This window comes from Actinoplanes sp. NPDC049598 (genome assembly GCF_040675435.1).
GTDB lineage: Bacteria > Actinomycetota > Actinomycetes > Mycobacteriales > Micromonosporaceae > Actinoplanes.
The window spans coordinates 321,520-334,856 of the sequence record NZ_JBFAOX010000004.1 but is presented as its reverse complement, the minus strand read 5'-3'; the positions used below and the strand labels follow the sequence as shown (position 1 = coordinate 334,856).

The 13,337-nt window shown below is 71.0% G+C and carries 11 protein-coding genes; 4 read left to right on the top strand and 7 right to left on the bottom strand.

Annotated features, from left to right (window positions below; genetic code table 11):
- The first annotated feature begins 1 nt into the window (after nt 1).
- From AB0J66_RS12745 to AB0J66_RS12735, 3 genes are read left to right on the top strand one after another with little or no spacing between them, the layout of a single operon-like run.
- Complete coding sequence (locus AB0J66_RS12745) at nt 2-502, top strand: cupin domain-containing protein (protein ID WP_364659206.1); 501 nt, start codon at nt 2-4, stop codon at nt 500-502.
- A gap of 41 nt (nt 503-543) precedes the next feature.
- Nucleotides 544-1,998: a GGDEF domain-containing protein gene (locus AB0J66_RS12740; protein WP_364659204.1), complete on the top strand. Its 1,455-nt coding sequence runs from the start codon at nt 544-546 to the stop codon at nt 1,996-1,998.
- A gap of 32 nt (nt 1,999-2,030) precedes the next feature.
- Complete coding sequence (locus AB0J66_RS12735) at nt 2,031-3,158, top strand: hypothetical protein (protein ID WP_364659202.1); 1,128 nt, start codon at nt 2,031-2,033, stop codon at nt 3,156-3,158.
- A 26-nt stretch (nt 3,159-3,184) separates the two neighbouring features.
- Here AB0J66_RS12735 and AB0J66_RS12730 read toward each other — a convergent pair whose 3' ends face one another.
- Genes AB0J66_RS12730 through AB0J66_RS12715 form a run of 4 tightly spaced genes read right to left on the bottom strand, consistent with a single transcriptional unit; the run spans nt 3,185 to nt 8,140 of the window.
- Nucleotides 3,185-4,459, bottom strand: coding sequence for an extracellular solute-binding protein (locus AB0J66_RS12730; protein WP_364659200.1), 1,275 nt, complete (start codon nt 4,457-4,459; stop codon nt 3,185-3,187).
- A gap of 53 nt (nt 4,460-4,512) precedes the next feature.
- On the bottom strand, nt 4,513-5,352 hold the full coding sequence (locus AB0J66_RS12725; protein WP_364659198.1) for a carbohydrate ABC transporter permease: 840 nt from the start codon (nt 5,350-5,352) through the stop codon (nt 4,513-4,515).
- Entirely contained in the window at nt 5,352-6,206 is an 855-nt protein-coding gene (locus tag AB0J66_RS12720) for a sugar ABC transporter permease (protein WP_364659196.1), read from the bottom strand. The genes AB0J66_RS12725 and AB0J66_RS12720 overlap by 1 nt, the downstream gene beginning before the upstream one ends.
- Nucleotides 6,203-8,140: a beta-galactosidase gene (locus AB0J66_RS12715; RefSeq protein ID WP_364659194.1), complete on the bottom strand. Its 1,938-nt coding sequence runs from the start codon at nt 8,138-8,140 to the stop codon at nt 6,203-6,205. The genes AB0J66_RS12720 and AB0J66_RS12715 overlap by 4 nt, the downstream gene beginning before the upstream one ends.
- Before the next feature lie 127 nt (nt 8,141-8,267).
- On the opposite strand from AB0J66_RS12715, the gene AB0J66_RS12710 reads away from it, so the two are divergent.
- A complete protein-coding gene (locus tag AB0J66_RS12710) occupies nt 8,268-9,299 on the top strand; it encodes a LacI family DNA-binding transcriptional regulator (RefSeq protein WP_364659192.1) in 1,032 nt (343 codons plus the stop codon).
- 45 nt (nt 9,300-9,344) lie between these two features.
- On the opposite strand, the gene AB0J66_RS12705 is transcribed toward AB0J66_RS12710, so the two are convergent.
- Genes AB0J66_RS12705 through glpK form a run of 3 tightly spaced genes read right to left on the bottom strand, consistent with a single transcriptional unit; the run spans nt 9,345 to nt 13,289 of the window.
- Nucleotides 9,345-10,115, bottom strand: a complete 771-nt coding sequence (locus tag AB0J66_RS12705; protein ID WP_364659190.1) for a DeoR/GlpR family DNA-binding transcription regulator — start codon at nt 10,113-10,115, stop codon at nt 9,345-9,347.
- Nucleotides 10,112-11,803, bottom strand: a complete 1,692-nt coding sequence (locus tag AB0J66_RS12700; protein ID WP_364659189.1) for a glycerol-3-phosphate dehydrogenase/oxidase — start codon at nt 11,801-11,803, stop codon at nt 10,112-10,114. The genes AB0J66_RS12705 and AB0J66_RS12700 overlap by 4 nt, the downstream gene beginning before the upstream one ends.
- Nucleotides 11,804-11,816: 13 nt before the next feature.
- A complete protein-coding gene (gene glpK / locus AB0J66_RS12695; RefSeq protein WP_364659187.1) occupies nt 11,817-13,289 on the bottom strand; it encodes a glycerol kinase GlpK in 1,473 nt (490 codons plus the stop codon).
- Nucleotides 13,290-13,337 lie beyond the last annotated feature (48 nt).

Below are 13,337 nucleotides of genomic sequence, written 5' to 3'. Positions count from 1 at the left end.
CATGATCCCCGACGACGACCCGGCCCGATCACTGACCATCGCGAGCCCGGACGACCCCGGCACGAAGTTCATCTCGCTGGTCGGTAACACCTACGCCATGCTGATCACCGGCGAGCAGACCAACGGGCAGTACTGCCTGATCGACATGCGCGTCCCGGACGGCGGTGGCCCGCCGCCGCACCGGCACGACTTCGAGGAGATGTTCACGATCCTCGAAGGCGAGATCGAGTTCACCTTCCGCGGCGAGAAGCACGTGGCCAGGGCCGGCACCACGGTCAACATCCCGGCCAACGCCCCGCACAACTTCCGCAACGTCTCCGGCGCCCCGGCTCGCATGCTCTGCATGTGCACCCCGGCCGGCCAGGACGAGTACTTCACGCGGATCGGCGACGAGGTGGCCGGCTGGGACGCCCCGCCCCCGTCGCTCTCCCCGGACGAGATGGCCGAGCGCCGCCGCCGGGCGGGCGAGCTGGCCTCGACCTACCGCAGCGAGTTTCTCTAAGTCGCCGGACGGGGCGGGGCGGTCTCGGCCAGGCTAGGAGGGTGCGGTCATGGCGCGGGTACGCCGCCGGGATGGTGCTGACCATCCTCGGATATCTCGCGCTGCCGCTCGGGGGATGGCCCGCGGCGGGCTGGGCGGTCGTCATCACGCTCGGCCCCGTGGCGGCCGTCGTGACCGCCGCCCGCCGGCTGCCCCGCACCGCCCGGGCCCCCTGGCACCTGCTCGCGCTGGGCATCTTCGCCAACGGCGTCGCGGTGGTGCCGTTGACCATCGCCGGCAACGACTCGTACCCCACCGTGGCCGACGCGTTCTATCTGGTGTTCTACCCGGCCGTGCTGATCAGCATCGGGCTGATGATCCGCCGCTGGCCGCCCCCGCTGATCCGGCCGGCCCTGCTCGACGCGGCCACCATCACCGCCGGCATCGGCGTGCTGGCCTGGGTGTACGCGATCGAGCCGGCCCTGCGCGACGACGCCTACACCGTTTTCGGGCAGCTCGTCCGGGTGGCGTACCTGGTCGGGGATCTGCTGTTGATCTTCTTGGCGCTGATCCTGGTCCGCAGCGGCAACTCCACCGGCGCCCGCCGCGGGCGCCGGGGCCTGACCCCGCCCTGGCTGGCCACCGGCCTGCTCACCTTCCTGGCCGGTGACCTCGTCTGGCTGATCGTCGGCGACCGCGTCGTGCCCGGCTGGGTGGAACGCGGCATCGACGTCGTCTACTTCGCCGGGTTCGTGATCCTCGGATACGCGGTACGGCACACCACCACCACCGACGAGCAGCGCGCCACCGCCACGCCCCGGCCGCCGGGCATCCCGCTCATGTCGATGTTGCTGCTGGCGCTGCTCATGGCGCCGGCCGTGCTCGTGCTGCAGATGTCGCGGGGCTCGTTCCAGCACGGCGCGGCCATCGCGACCGGCTCGACCATCATGTCGATCCTGGTCGTCACCCGGCTGACCGTGCTGCTGCGCTTCGTCGGCCGGCAGACCGACCAGGTCCGCGAGCTGGCCCGCCGCGACGAGCTGACCGGTCTACCCAACCGGCGGGCCTGGACCGGCGAGCTGCCCCGGGTGCTCGAGCAGGCCCGGCACAGCGGGCACCCGGTCAGCGTCGGCATGGTCGACCTGGACCACTTCAAGAGATTCAACGACACGTACGGCCACCCGGCCGGTGACCAGCTTCTCCGGGAGGCCGCCGCCGCGTGGCTGGGGGTGTTGCGCCAGTCGGACATCCTGGCCCGCTACGGCGGCGAGGAGTTCATCCTGCTGCTGCCCGGCACCGACGTCGACACGGCGGCCGCGGCCATCGAGCGCCTGCGGCCGGTGACGCCCGCCGGCCAGACGTTCTCCGCCGGCATCGCCGCCTGGGACGCCACCGAGACGTCGGACGAGTTGATCGCCCGCGCCGACGCGGCTCTCTACGCGGCCAAGGCCGCCGGCCGCAATCGGAGCGTCGTGGCCGAGCGGACCGGAACCGCTTCCTTCCAATCACAATCTTGAATGTATGGGAGCGCTCCCGTAACGTTCTTGCCATGGTGTGGAAACGGTTCGTAGTCATGGTCGCGCTCGTGGCGGGCGCCCTCGGAATCATGAGCGGCGCCGCGGTCGCCGCCGGCCCGGCCTCCCAGGTGGCCGCGGGTTATCTGCACTCCTGTGCGATCAGGAGCGGCTCTCTGTGGTGCTGGGGTGGCAACGGCAGCGGTCAGGTGGGGGACGGCACGACCACCGGCCGTACGGCCCCGGTCCGGGCCGGAAGCGCTTCCAACTGGGCCGCCGTGGACGCCGGGACCAGCCATACCTGCGCCACCCGCACCGACCGCTCGCTCTGGTGCTGGGGCAGCAACCGCCGCGGCCAGCTCGGCGACGGCACGACCACCAACCGCACCTCCCCCGTCCAGGTCGGCACCGCCACCGCCTGGGCCTCGGTCAGCGCCGGGGACGCGCACACGTGCGGCGTCCGCACCGACGGCAGCCTGTGGTGCTGGGGCTTCAACCGGCTCGGGCAGCTGGGCACCGGCAGCGCCGACTACTACGCGACCACCCCGGTCCGGGTCGGCACGGCGAGCACCTGGGCGAGCGTCGCCACCGGCTTCGGGCACACCTGCGCCACCCGCACCGACGGCACGCTGTGGTGCTGGGGCGACAGCAGCAGCGGCCAGCTCGGCCTCGGCGCCGTCGCCTACACCACGACCCCGGCCCAGGTCGGCACGGCCACCACCTGGTCGCAGGTCACCACGGGGTACGCCTACACCTGCGCCGTCCGCACCGACCGCACCCTCTGGTGCTGGGGCGAGAACGGCTACGGCCAGCTCGGCGCCAACGTCACCTTCCAGCGGTCGCCCCTGCAGATCGGCTCCGGCGCCGCCTGGACCGCCGTCGACGCCGCCTTCGACACCACCTGCGCGACCCGCACCGACAACACCCTGTGGTGCTGGGGCAACAACTCGGCCGGCCAGGTCGGCGACGGCACGACCACCAACCGGTACGCGCCGACGTCCGCCGGCTCCGCCGCCACGCGCGACTTCGCCGTGGCCTACCACGCCTGCACGATCCGCACCGACGACAGCCTCTGGTGCTGGGGCTACAACGCCGCCGGCCAACTGGCCGACGGCACCACCACCAACCGCGGCACCCCGGCCGCGGTGAGCTTCCCCGCCTGAGATGGGGGAGGCTCACCGCGCCGCGGTCACTCCTTGACCGGGATCGACTGGGACTTCAGGGTGGCGATCGTGCTCGTCTGGGCCGCCTCGAGGGCCTGGACGAGCGTGCCCTGGCCGGTGACGGCCTTCTTGAAGCCGTCGGAGGCGTCGGCGTAGGTCTTGGTCATCGTCGGGCCCCAGGTGAAGTCGGGCTTCACCTGGGTCGAGGCCTCGGCGAAGACGTCGTAGATGGGCTGGTTGCCGTAGAAGGGGACGCCCTCCTTCAGGGCCGGCAGCGACGCGCCCTCCTTGGTCGCCGGGTAGAGCTGGGCTTCCTTGTTCAGCAGGGTCAGGGCCTCGGTGGAGGTGTTCAGCCAGAGCGCGAACTTGGCTGCCTCGTACGGGTGCTTGGAGTTCTTGAAGACCGCGGTGGACGAGCCGCCCCAGTTGCCGGCCACCTTCTCCCCCGCGGTCCACTGCGGCATCGGGGCGACCGCCCACTTGCCGGAGGTCTTCGGCGCGCCGGCCAGGATGGAGTTGGCCCCCCACACGGCCGAGACCCAGGTCCAGGCGCTGCTGGAGTTGTACGCGTTGTCCCACTCGGGGGTCCAGGGCGGCACCGAGGAGACCTGCTTCTTGTCGATCAGGCCCTGCCAGTAGCCGGCGACCTTCTTGCTGGCGTCATCGGTCATCGAGACGGTCCAGTTGGAGCCGTCGTTGGCGAACCAGTGGCCGCCGGCCTGCCAGACCAGGCCGGCGAACTGGTTGATGTCGCTCTGCGAGAAGTTGGTGATGTAGCCGCCCGCGGCCTTCACCTTCTCGGCCGCCGCCGCGTACTCCTCCCAGGTCGCCGGGACCGGGATGTTGTTCTTCTCGAACAGGTCCTTGCGGTAGAACAGCGCCATCGGGCCCGCGTCCTGCGGGATGCCGTAGACGTGGCCCTGCTCGCCGAAGGTGACCTGGTTCCAGGTCCAGTCGATGAACTTGCTCTGCGACTGGGTGACGATGTCGCAGCCGCCGAGGTCGGTCAGGCCGTCCTGGACGCGGAAGCTGGGCAGCGCGTCGTACTCGATGTGGCCGAGGTCGGGCGCGTTGCCGGCCTTGAGCTGGTTGAAGAAGTTGGCGTAGGTGCCGCCGTTGCCGTTCGGGCCGGTCTGCACCTTGACCTGGATGTCGGGGTTGGCCTTGTTCCAGACGTCGACGACCTTCTCGATGTTGGGGATCCAGGTCGTGTAGGTCAGGGTGACCGGGCCGCTCGCCGGGGCGCACGAAGCGGCCGCCGCCGGGGCGGAGTCCGGCGAATCGGATGAACACGCGCCCAATGACAAAGCTAGAAGAACTGCGACAGAGCCCGCGCGAATGCGCATGATTCCTCCTATTTAAGAGAGCCGGCACCCAGGCCGCTGCGCCAGAAGCGCTGAAGGGAGAGAAATGCGATGACCATCGGAACGATCGAGACGAACGCTCCGACCAGGACCAGGGCGCGCAGCTCCGGATGCTGGTTGACCTGGGAGTTCCACGAGTAGAGACCGAGGGTGACGGGGAACAGCCGCTCGTTGCCGAGCATGATGAGCGGCAGCATGAAGTTGTTCCAGACCGCCACGAAGTGGAAAAGGAAGATCGTCACGAAGGCCGGCGCCATCAGGCGTACGGCCAGGGTGAAGAAGGAACGCACCTCGCCGGAACCGTCGATCCGGGCTGCTTCCAGCAGCTCGTCCGGGACGCTGGCGGCGGCGTAGATCCGGCCCAGGTAGACGCCGAACGGGTTGACCAGGCTGGGCAGGAAGACCGACCAGAACGTGTTGGCCAGCTCGGCCTGGCTGAACATCAGGAACAGCGGCAGGGCGAGCGCGGTGGCCGGCACGAGCACGCCGCCGAGCACGAGGTTGAAGATCAGCTCCCGGCCGCGGAACACGTACTTGGCCAGGGCGTAACCGCACATGCCGGCCAGCAGGGTGCCGAGCGCGGCCGCCCCGACGGTGTAGGCGATGGAGTTGAGCATCCAGCGCAGGAAGACGCCGTCGTTGTAGCGGAACAGGCCGGCCAGGTTGTCACCGAGCGCGAAGTTGTCCGGCAGCAGCGCACGACCCTCGGTGACCTGGCCGTCCTTCTTGCCGGAGGCGACGAACAGCCACCACAACGGGGTCAGGAAGTAGAGCGTGAAGACGGCCATGACCAGCATGGCGGCGTACCGCGGGACCCTGAAGCCGGCCATCACTGCACGCCCTTGCGCTGGGTGAACTTGAGGAAGGAGAACGACAGCACGAACGTCGCCAGGGCCAGCACCACGGAGAACGCGGCGGCCAGGTGGAAGTTCGGGATGCCGGCGGCGCTCAGCACGGTCAAATTCGGGGTGTACGTGCTGGAGACGGCCGAGCTGAAACTGCGGAACACCTGAGGCTCGGCCAGCAACTGGAGCGTGCCGATGATCGAGAAGACCGTGGTCAGCACGATCGCCGGCATCACCATCGGGATCTTGATGGACCAGGCCGTACGGAACACGCCGGCCCCGTCGAGCTTGGCCGCCTCGTAGATCTCGGCTGGCACGGCCAGCAGCGCCGAGTAGATGATCAGCATGTTGTAACCGACGTAGACCCAGGTCACAACGTTGGCCAGCGCCCACAGGACCAGGCTCGGCGAGAGCAGGTCGGCGTTCGAGGTGACCGCGGTGAACGGCGACAGGTTGGGCGAGTAGAGATAGCCCCACATGATCGCGGCGACCACGCCCGGCACCGCGTACGGCAGGAAGTAGGCCAGGCGGAAGAACCGCCGCCCCTTGACCAGGCCGGAGTCGAGCAGCAGGGCCAGGAACAGCGCCAGGCCGAGCATGACCGGCACCTGCACGACACCGAAGAGCAGGACGCGCCCGACCGACTGCCAGAACGGCCCGTCGTCGAAGACCTGCCGGTACTGCGTCAGACCGCCGAAGACCTCGCGGGCCGGGCCGAACGTGCCGGTGCGCTCCACGGTGAACAGCGACTGCCAGACCGCGTAGCCGATCGGGATCAGGTAGAAGAGCGTGAACAGGACGCCGAAGGGCGCGATGAAGAACAGGATCGCCTTTCTCACGGCCGCGGCTCCTCCCGCACGACGCGTACGCCTCCGGGTGGCACCCGCAGCCGGCCGCGCACCTCGTCCCCGGTGATCAGGTCGCACCCGGTGACCTCGTGCTCGATCTCGTGCTCGCCGTGGTTGATGACGAAGACGTACGTGTGGTCGTCGCTCTGCCGCCGGACCACCTCGCCCTCGGTCTCCTGGGCCCCGGTGATCTCCTTGAGCACGGCGCGCATCGCGTCCGGGTCGAGGGCGGTCGCGATGTACCAGGCGTTGCCGTTGCGGGTGATCGCCGGAACGCCGGGCAGCGGGCCGTCGACGTACCGGGCCTCGGTCTTCGCGGTGGTGGTCCGCAGCCGCTCCGTCCACAAACCGGCGCGGCCGCCGTTGTCGAGCGTCACCGTCGTGCCCGGGGTGAGCGGCACGAACTCCTCGGCGGTGACGCCGAGCAGGTCACGGAACGCGCCCGGATAGCCGCCGGGCCGGATCCGGTCGTCACCGTCGGCGATGCCGCTGAAGAACGTGACGAGAAGACGGCCGCCCCGTTCCACGTGCTTCGTCAGGGCCGCGGCCTGCTCGTCGGTGACCAGGTAGAGGCAAGGGACAACCACGAGGCTGTACGCCGACAGGTCGCCGTCCGGGCTGATCACGTCGGCCGTGACGCCCAGATCCCGCAGTCCCCCGTGCACGGCGTGCACCTGGTCGAGGTAGTTGACCGCGGTCGACGGCCGGCCCTCCTGTTCGGCCGCCCACCAGGCCTCCCAGCTGAAGATCACCGCCGTGTCCGTACGCACGGTCGAGCCGGCCACCTCGGCGAGCTTCTCGACCGTCGACGACAGTTCGAGGACCTCGCGCCACTGCTCGGTGTCGGTGCCCGCGTGCGGCAGCAGCGCCGAGTGGAACTTCTCGCTGCCCTGGGCCGAGGCCCGCCACTGGAAGAAGCACACCGCGTCGGCGCCCCGGGCCACGTGGGTGAGGGTGTTGCGCAGCATCTCGCCCGGCGCCTTGGCCAGGTTGACCGGCTGCCAGTTGACCGCGCCGGTGGACTGCTCCATCAGCATCCACGGCCGGCCGCCGGCCAGGCCGCGGGTCAGGTCGGCCGCGAAGCTGAGCTCGGCCGCCGGGTGCCCGAGGCGGTGGTCCAGGTAGTGGTCGTTGGCGATGACGTCCATCCACGGAGCCCAGCGCCAGTAGTCCATGTTGCGGATGTGCGCGGTGACCATGAAGTTCGTGGTCACCGGGACGCTCGAGTGCCGGCGCAGCACCGCCGCCTCGGCCTCGTAGTGACCGAGCAGCTCGTCCGAGGAGAACCGGTGGAAGTCGAGCATCTGGGCCGGGTTGCGCAGCGACAGCGCGGCCCGCGGCGGCAGCACTTCCGACCACGCGCCGTAGCGCTGGCTCCAGAACGAGGTGCCCCACGCGGCGTTCAGGGCCTCGACGGTCTCGTAACGATCGGTCAGCCAGGCCCGGAAACGCTGCGCGCTGGCGTCGCAGTAACAGAGCGCGTTGTGACAGCCGAGCTCGTTCGAGACGTGCCACAGGGCCAGCGCCGGGTGCCCGCCGTAGCGCTGGGCCACCTGCTCGACCAGGGCCAGGGCGTGCTCGCGGAAGACCGGCGAGCTCGGGCACCAGGCCTGCCGGCCGCCCGGGTAGCGGCGGGTGCCGTCGGCCGCCATGGGCAGGATCTCCGGGTGGCGGGCGGCCAGCCACGGCGGCGGGGACGCGGTCGCCGTGCCCAGGTTGATCCGGATGTCGTTCTGGTGCAGCAGCTCGACGATCCGGTCGAGCTGCTTGAAGTCGTATTCGCCGGCCCGCGGTTCCAGGTCCGACCAGCCGAAGATGTTGACGGCGACCAGATTGATGCCCGCGGCCCTCATCAGCGCGGCGTCCTCGGCCCACACCTCGGCCGGCCACTGCTCCGGGTTGTAGTCGCACCCCAGAGTGATCACAGGCTCTCCTTTGTCTGTGCACGTGCACACATTTCCGATGGGTAAAATCACCGGCTCGAATGTGTGAACGTGCACACACTAGGTTTGTTGAAGGTCACCGTCAAGGGCGAAAAGCTAGGCTGATCACGTGAGCTCGCCAGGACTGCCGAACAAACCCGGCAAACGAGCAACCGTGCACGACATCGCGGCCGCGGCCGGGGTCTCCCGCGGCACCGTGAGCCGCGTGCTGAACGGTGGCTACGTGTCGGCGGCGGCCCGCGACGCCATCGAGGAGGCCATCCGCCAGGTCGGCTACGTGCCCAACACGGCCGCCCGCAACCTGGTCATGCAGCGCTCCCACGCGGTCGGCTTCATCGTCCTCGAGCCGCACTCGCTGTTCCTGGAGGACCCCAACATCGGCGGCATCCTGCTCGGCGCCAACGCCACCCTGTCCGCCGCCGACTTCCAGATGGTCAACCTGGTCGTCGACTCCGAACGCGACACCGCCCGGATCACCCGCTACCTGAGCGGCGGCTTCGTCGACGGCGCGATCATCGTCTCGGCCCGCAGCCACGACCCGATCATCCAGGTGGTCGGCGGCCTGGCCCTGCCCTCGGTCTTCATCGGCCACCCGCGCGACCTGCGCGCCGAGATCCCGTACGTCGGCATCGACAACCTGGCCTCGGCCGAGGAGATCACCACCCGCCTGCTCGCCACCGGCCGCCGCCGCGTCGGCATGATCGCCGCCGCCGTCGACCGCGACTCCGGCGCCGACCGCCTGGCCGGCTTCCGGCGGGCCCTCGGCCCGCTCTTCGACGACAACCTGGTGGCCGAGGTCCCGCTCTACGACTTCGCCTGCGGCGCCAAGGGCATGCGAACGCTCCTGGAGCGCGACCCGGACCTCGACGGCGTCTTCGCCGCCTCCGACGCGGTCGCCGCCGGCGCCCTGGAAGCGCTGCGCGAGGCCGGCCGCAGCGTCCCCGAGGACGTCGGCGTGGTCGGCTTCGACGACAGCTCCTGGGCCACCCGCACCCGCCCCCACCTGTCCACAGTCCACCAGCCGGCCGCCGACCTGGGCGCGCACGCCGCCGACCTGGTGCTCCGCCAGCTCAAGGGCGAGCAGATCCCCCAGCGCGGCGTCCTGCTCCCCTCCCCCGTCGTCTGGCGCGACTCGGCCTGACCCCCGAGCGCCCGCGCGATGGCGCAAGTAGCCCGGCCGGGCGGGTCAGCCGACCTCCGCGACGATCAGCCGGCCGACCCGCCGGCGCAGGACCGACTGCGCCCGCTCGGCCAGCCCGGCGTCGGTCACGACCACGTCGGCGCGCTCGAGCGGGGCGATCAGGGCGGCGCTGCTGACGCCCCATCTACCGTGGTCGGCCACCACCACGGCGCGGCGCGCGGCCGCGATCAGCGCGGCGCCGGTGCGGGCCTCGGCGGTGTCCGGCGTGGTGAAGCCGGAGCCCACGGCCATGCCGTGCGCGCCGACGAAGACCACGTCGAGGTTGAGCCCGGCCGCGGCCCGCTCGGTCAGCGGCCCGGCCAGCGCCCCCGACCGGGTGCGGACCCCGCCGAGCAGCAGCACCATCTGACCCGGCGGACCCGCACGGTGAAAAGCGTCGGCGATCGGGATGGCGTTGGTGACCACGTTCAGGCCCGGCACACCCAGCAATTCGCGGGCCACCAGGGTGGTGATGCCGCCGGCCAGCAGCCCGACCGCCTGAGCGGGCTGAACGAGCTGGGCGGCGCTGCGGGCGATGGCCGCCTTCGCTCGCCGCCCGGCGACCGGCGGCCGGCTCGTGACCGCCGACCCGGCCGCCCGCGCCATCGCCCCACCACGCACCCGCGTGACCAGACCCCGCTGGGCCAGGACCTCGACATCGCGTCGCGCGGTCACTTCGGAGACGCCGAGGCACCGGCTCAGGTCGGCGATCCGGGCCCCACCCGTGCGGTTGATCTCCGCGAGGATCCGGGCCTGTCGGTGCTCGGCGCCTTTCACACCGCCGCGAGGCGGGTCGCGTCGGCGGTCTCGTCGTCGGGCTGGTCCTGGGCGGCCAGTTCGGCCGCCACGCGCGACTCGTAGCGGGCGATCTCCTTCTCCGTGTCGGCCCGGGACCAGCCGAGCGGGACTGCGATCAGCCCGGCCGCGGCGCGGGCGGCCGTGACGCCGCGGTCCGGGGTCTCGATGGAGATGCGGGTGCGGCGGGTCAGCACGTCGTCCAGATGCCGGGCCCCCTCGTGGGTGACCGCGTACAGCACCTCGGCCGTCAGATAGTCGGGCGCGCCGGCCAGCGGCTCGCCCAGCGCCGGATCGGCGGCGACCATCGCGAGCAGTTCGTCGGCCAAAGTTCCGTACCGCTTGAGCAAGTGCTCCACCCGGTCCTGTCCCAGGCCCGACCGCCGGCCGAGCTGGCCCCGCCGGTTCCACGCAGCCCGGTAGCCGGCCGCGCCCAGCAGCGGGACCTGCTCCGTGCAGGACGCCGGCACGCGGGTGTCGAGGTCGGCCACGGCGGCGTCGACCGCGTCCTTGGCCATCACCCGGTACGTCGTGTACTTGCCACCCGCCACCAGCACGAGGCCGGGCGCGAGCCGGTCGACCGCGTGCTCGCGGGACAGCTTGGCCGTGCTGGCCGCGTCCGCCGAGAGCAGGGGGCGCAGGCCCGCGTACACGCCCTGCACGTCCTCGCGGGTCAGCGGCGTCGCGAGGGCCTTGTTGACCTCGTCGAGCAGGTAGTCGACGTCGCGGGCGGAGACCGACGGGTGCTCCTTGTCGAGGTCCCACGGGGTGTCGGTGGTGCCGACGATCCAGTGCCGGTCCCACGGGATCACGAACAGCACGCTGGTCGCGGTGCGCAGGATCATGCCGGTGGTCCCGCTGATCCGGTCGCGCGGCACGACGAGGTGGATCCCCTTGGAGGCCGTGATCTTGAATTGGCCGCGTTCGCCCTTCATCAACGACTGGATGTCGCTGGTCCACACCCCGGTCGCGTTGATCACCGTCTTGGCCCGGATCTCGAACTCGGCCCCCGTCTCGTTGTCGCGGGCCCGGACGCCGACGACCCGGCGCCCCTCCCGCAGGAATCCGGTCACCTCGGTCCGGGCGGCGACCTGGGCCCCGTACGCCACCGCCGTGCGCACCAGGAACATGGTGTGCCGGGCGTCGTCGACCTGGGCGTCGAAGTACCGGATGGCCCCGACCAGCGAGTCCGGCTTGAGCGCCGGGAACGCCTTGAGCGCCTCGGTCCGGCTCAGGTGCCGGTGATGCGGCAGCCCCGCGCCCCACCCGGACAGCGCCAGCGTGTCGTACAGGGCCAGGCCGGCGCCCATGTAGAGCCGCTCCCAGGCCCGGTGCCGGAGCGGATAAAGAAAGGGCACCGGCCGTACGAGGTGGGGCGCCAGCCGCTGGATCAGCAGCCCCCGCTCGCGCAGCGCCTCGCGGACCAGGCCGAAGTCGAGCATCTCCAGGTAGCGCAGGCCGCCGTGGATCAGCTTGCTGGACCGGCTGGACGTGCCGCTGGCGAAGTCGCGGGCCTCGAGCAGGCCGGCCGACAGCCCGCGGGTGGCCGCGTCGAGGGCCGCGCCCGCGCCGACCACGCCACCGCCGACGACCAGCACGTCGAGCTCGTCGGCGGCCATGCCGGCCAGGGCGGCCGTGCGCGCCTCGGGTGACAGAACTCCGGTGTTCATGAGGATCTCCGATTCAGCTGACCCAGTCGAGGGTGCGTTCGATGGCCGCTCGCCAGCGGGTGGTGCCTTCCTCGCGCCGCCGCGGGGACCAGGTCGGCTGCCACCGCCGGCCCTCCCGCCAGTTGGCGCGCAATTCCCCGGGTGACTGCCAGAAACCAACGGCCAGACCGGCGGCGTACGCGGCCCCGAGCGCCGTCGTCTCGGCCACAGCCGGGCGGCTCACCGGTACGCCGAGAATGTCGGCCTGCAGTTGCATGCACAGCGCGTTGGCCGTGATGCCGCCGTCGACCTGCAGGCAGTCGAGCTCGGTCCCGGAGTCCTGGGCCATGGCCGCCACGACGTCGCGCGTCTGATAGCAGATGGCCTCGAGCGCGGCCCGGGTGATGTGGGCCGCGGTGTGGTAGCGGGACAGCCCGACGATCGCGCCCCGCGCGTCGGGCCGCCAGTAGGGCGCGAACAGACCGGAGAACGCCGGTACGAAGCAGACGCCCTCACTGTCGTCGACCCGCGCCGCCAGTTCCTCGCTCTCACTCGCCGACTCGATGACGCCGAGCTGGTCCCGCAGCCACTGCACGGCCGACCCGGTGGCCGCGATCGACCCTTCGAGCGCATAGACCGGGGCGTCACGGCCGAAGCGGTACGCCACGGTGGTCAGCAGCCCGTGCGTCGAGCGCACCGGGGTCGTCCCCGTGTTGAGAAGAACGAAGTTCCCCGTGCCGTACGTGCATTTGGCCTCGCCCGGCTCGAAACAGGTCTGCCCGAACAGCGCCGCCTGCTGATCGCCGATGGCCGCCGCGATCGGCACGCCGGGCAGGACCGTGCCGGCCGTCCCGTACACCTCGGCCGACGACCGGATCTCCGGCAGCATGGCCCGCGGAATGCGGAACAGCTCGAGCAGCTCGTCGTCCCAGTCGAGGGTGTGCAGGTTCATCAGCTGCGTACGGCTGGCGTTGGTGACGTCGGTCAGATGCTTGCCGCCGGTCAGGTTCCAGATCAGCCAGCTGTCCAGCGTCCCGAACAGCACCTCGCCCTTCTCCGCGCGCCTCCGCAACCCCGGAAGGTTGTCGAGCAGCCACTGGACCTTGGTGGCGGAGAAGTACGTGGCCGGCGGCAGCCCGGTCCTTTCGCGCAGCAGCTCAGCATCCAGCCCGGAGATGGCCGCTGCGGTCCGGGTGTCCTGCCAGACGATCACGTTGTGGCACGGCTTACCGGTGTCGCGCTCCCAGACGAGGACGCTCTCCCGCTGATTGGTGATGCCGATCGCGGCCAGGTCGCCCGCCCCCAGCCCGGCCCCCGCCAGCGCCACGTCGATCGTCTTGAGCGTGTTCTCCCAGATCTCGTCCGCGTCGTGCTCGACCAGCCCCGCCCCCGGCAGGATCTGCCGATGCTCCAGCTGATGCCGCCCGATCTCGTGCCCCGCCCGATCAAAAATCATGAAGCGCGTGCTGGTGGTGCCCTGATCGATAGCCCCGACGAACCCCGCCACGCCGCCACCCTTCCCTTCGCCACCAGCGTCGGGCTGACCTGCCTGTCG